This is a genomic window from Herbaspirillum sp. UBA812 (assembly GCF_002296545.1).
Lineage (GTDB): Bacteria > Pseudomonadota > Gammaproteobacteria > Burkholderiales > Burkholderiaceae_D > Herbaspirillum > Herbaspirillum huttiense.
Genome location: NZ_DBIC01000206.1, coordinates 1 through 3,699 on the forward strand (window position 1 = coordinate 1; position 3,699 = coordinate 3,699).

General features: G+C 62.0%; 3 protein-coding genes. 1 reads left to right on the forward strand and 2 read right to left on the reverse strand.

Going from position 1 to position 3,699, the window contains the following annotated elements; all coding sequences use genetic code 11:
- Positions 1 to 1,613, reverse strand: a 1,613-nt coding sequence (locus tag B3873_RS13590; RefSeq protein ID WP_286866678.1) for an RNA polymerase sigma factor region1.1 domain-containing protein, incomplete at its 3' end; no start/stop codon positions are given.
- Positions 1,614 to 1,665: 52 nt separating this feature from the next.
- On the opposite strand from B3873_RS13590, the gene B3873_RS13595 reads away from it, so the two are divergent.
- Positions 1,666 to 1,959, forward strand: a complete 294-nt coding sequence (locus tag B3873_RS13595) for a hypothetical protein (RefSeq protein WP_227022640.1) — start codon at positions 1,666 to 1,668, stop codon at positions 1,957 to 1,959.
- 490 nt (positions 1,960 to 2,449) lie between these two features.
- On the opposite strand, the gene B3873_RS13600 is transcribed toward B3873_RS13595, so the two are convergent.
- The coding region (locus B3873_RS13600; RefSeq protein ID WP_286866679.1) for a DNA primase at positions 2,450 to 3,699 on the reverse strand (1,250 nt) is incomplete at its 5' end.

A 3,699-nucleotide genomic window follows, 5' to 3' on the forward strand; every position in this document is an offset into this window, starting at 1 on the left:
CCGATGTTGCCTTCCTGGATCAGGTCCAGGAACTGCAGGCCACGGTTGGTGTACTTCTTGGCGATCGAGATCACCAGACGCAGGTTGGCCTCGGTCATTTCACGCTTGGCCATGCGCGCCTTCTTCTCGCCGGCGCCCATCTTCTTGTTGATCGCACGCAGGTCCGGCAGCGGCAGTACCACGCGCGCCTGCAGGTCGATCAGCTTCTGCTGCAGTTCCTTGATGGCCGGCACGTTGCGGCTCAGCACGGCGCTGTAGTCATGGTTGGCGGCGACTTCGCCATCCACCCAGTCCAGGTTCACTTCATTGCCCGGGAACACCTTGATGAAGTGCGCGCGCGGCATGTTGCACTTGTTGACGGCCACGTCCAGGATCTGGCGTTCCACGGTACGCACTTCGTCCACCTGCGCACGCAGGGTGTCGCACAGCTTCTCGACGATCTTGGCGGTGAAGCGGATGCCCAGCAGCTCGTTGGAAATGATTTCCTGAGCCTTGACGTAAGGCTTGGAGTTGTAGCCTTCCTTCTCGAAAGCCTTGCGCATGTTCTCGAACTGGGTGCCGATGACGGCGAACTTGCCCAGCGCGTCGCGCTTCAACTGTTCCAGCTGTTCGGCGGAGAAGCCGGCGGCACCAGAGCCGCTGCTCTCGTTTTCCTCTTCTTCTTCGTCTTCTTCCTCTTCTTCCTCTTCCTCGTCGTCCTCATCGGAATCGGAAGCGGCGGCCTCGACCTGCTGTTCGCTCTCGTTGGGATCGACCAGGCCGTCGACGATTTCGTCGACCTTGATCTCATCCTTGGAGATGCGGTCAGCCGCGGCCAGGATCTCGGCGATCGTGGTCGGGCAGGCGGAGATGGCCTGGATCATGTCCTTCAAGCCGTCTTCAATGCGCTTGGCGATTTCGATTTCGCCTTCACGGGTCAGCAGTTCGACCGAACCCATTTCACGCATGTACATGCGCACCGGGTCGGTGGTACGGCCGAAATCGGAATCGACGGTCGACAGTGCAGCTTCGGCTGCGGCTTCGGCGTCATCATCGCTGGCGACGTTGGCCACGTTGTCCGACAGCAGCAGGGTCTCCGCATCAGGAGCGTGCTCGTAGACCGAGATGCCCATGTCGCTGAAGGTACCGATGATGCCTTCGATGGCTTCCGGATCGACGATGTTTTCCGGCAGGTGGTCGTTGATTTCCGAGAAGGTCAGGAAACCACGTTCCTTGCCCAGCTTGATCAGGGTCTTGAGCTTCTGGCGACGGCGCTCCAGCTCTTCTTCGCTGGCTTCCGTGTCGGAAGAGAAAGCGTCCTTCAACAAGGCCTTTTCCTTGGCCTTGCGATCCTTGGCCTTGGCCTTGTCGGCCGCCTTCAGTTCGGTACGCTCGATGGTGTTCAGTGCGGCAACTTCATCGCTCTCGGGCTGGAATTCCTTGGGCTTGCGGCCACGGCGGCCCGGCACCTTGACGCTCGGCAGCACATAGCCGGACGTGTCGATGGCTGCCAGGGCAGCGGCATCAGTGGTTTGGCTTACGCTCGACGCAGCAGTCGCGCTGACGTCTTTGCCTTCCACCTGTGCGGCTTTGGTGGTCTTGGCGGTCTTGGTTTCGGGTTTCTTGGTGGTCACGGAAGTCTTCGTCGCTTTCACAGAAACCGCTTGTTCGGCGGCTTGAGGTAACTTGTTGGCTGGCGTTGCAGTCGCTTTGGGCGATGCGGCGCGGGCCGGCTTGGCGGCAGTTGTCTGGGCTGCCGTCTTTTTCGGCGTCGCTGCTGCTGCAGTCTTGGCCGTGGGTTTTACGGTAACAGCAGCCTTCGCCGTCCCCTTGACTGGCGATTTGGCGGCTACCGCCTGGGTGGTCTTGGCCGCAGCGGTCGATTTTACCGCCGCTGCCGTCTTGCTGCTCTTTGCCGACGCTGCTGGAGTTTTCGCGGGTTTCTTCATTGCATTTGCCATAGAATCAACTGCCAATTGAGAATTCACTCATTGCGCCAATCAAGTCATGCTAATGATGCAACTCCGGTACCGGTTGCCCGGTAGACTCCGGCTGCACGCGCAACGTTCCTTTTACCGGCGGGCCATCGATCGCGCGCAGCAGGCAGTCATGCCGCTTGCAATCCGGCAGCGATACCGCTGTCTGCCGTCCCTCCTCCCGATGCGCCGGGGTGAAGGCATGTCGCCGCAGGGTGGGGATGCAAGAGCCATCCGGCGGAACTAAAGCCCTCTATTATAGCACAGATGGGGCTCTTTTCCCTGGGATCAAGCCGCGATATTCGGCCATCCGCCAGCGATCCGGTGCGTAAAACACGACAATTTGCAGTGCTTTACCGCGTTTTCCACACCAGGCCGATTCCTGCTTCCCTACTCCTGCCCACTCTTCAGATCGGGTCACGCAAACATCACGCAAGACCCTCCCTGCCGATTCTTCTTTCAGCCCCTCCCCGCTTCCACGGGAAAGCCGCCCCTCAACCTGCCGCGACCGCACCGCCGGTCTGGCGCTTGAGCCATTCCTTGCGCTGCATCAGCTCACGATAGCGATTGCGCTCTTCCTCGGTGCGCAGGTTGGAGGCGACCAGCGTCTGCATCTCGTCATCGAGGGCGCGGATCCTGGCCTGGCGGATGGCACCGGCCATCTCGGCCCGCACCACATCAAATTCGGATTCCGACTCGGCCGCGATTTCCGCGATCATCGAGTCAAACTCGGGGCCGCCCTCGCGCAGGTGCTCGACCAGCGCGGCGAAATTGGCCTGCTCGCCCATGCCCTGGGCCACACCGACCAGATGCGCCAGCAGCTCGGCCTGGTCTGGCGCGATGCGGGCGATCGCTTCCAGCGCGGCGGCATCGAGGTCGGCCGAGAGTTGCGGATGCGCCACCAGCAGCCGCATGATCTGGCGCTCCAGCCCGACCGGGGCGGTGCGTTTGGTGCGCGGCGGGGCGCTGCGTACGCGCGCCACCGGCTTTTCCAGCTCAAACAGCACTTCCAGCTCGGCCGGCGTGGTCTGCGTGGCCTGGGCCACGCTGCGCACGATCTGCAAACGCAGGCCGGATGCCGGCAAGGCCTGCAGAAGCGGCTTGGCGGCAAACTGCGCATGGGCGCGGCCCTCGGGCGTACGCAAGTCGTTCTCGCCGATGATTTCCTTCAACAGGAACTGCGACAGCGGCATGGCTTCGCGGATCTGCTCTTCAAAGGCCGGCGCGCCCATCTCGCGCACGTAACTGTCAGGGTCGTGTTCCTTGGGCAGGAACAGGAACTTGATGGTCTTGTTGTCCGAAGCATGCGGCAGGCAGGCCTCCAGCGCGCGGCGCGCGGCGCGGCGGCCGGCGTTGTCGCCGTCGAAGCTGAAGATCACCTCATCGGTCTGGCGCACCAGTTTTTGCACGTGGATGGGCGTACACGCCGTTCCCAATGTGGCCACGGCCTGCGGGAAACCCAGCTGGGCCAGCGCCACCACATCCATGTAGCCTTCGGTGACCAGCACATAACCCGCCTCGCGGATCGCCTGGCGCGCCTCGAACAGGCCATACAGCTCGCTGCCCTTCTGGAACAGCGGCGTTTCAGGCGAGTTCAGGTATTTCGGTTCACCGCCATCCATCACCCGGCCACCAAAACCGATCACCTGGCCCTTGGTATTGCGGATGGGGAACATGATCCGACCACGGAAGCGGTCATAACGCTTGCGATGGCCACCGCCCTCTTCACTCTTGTCGATGACGA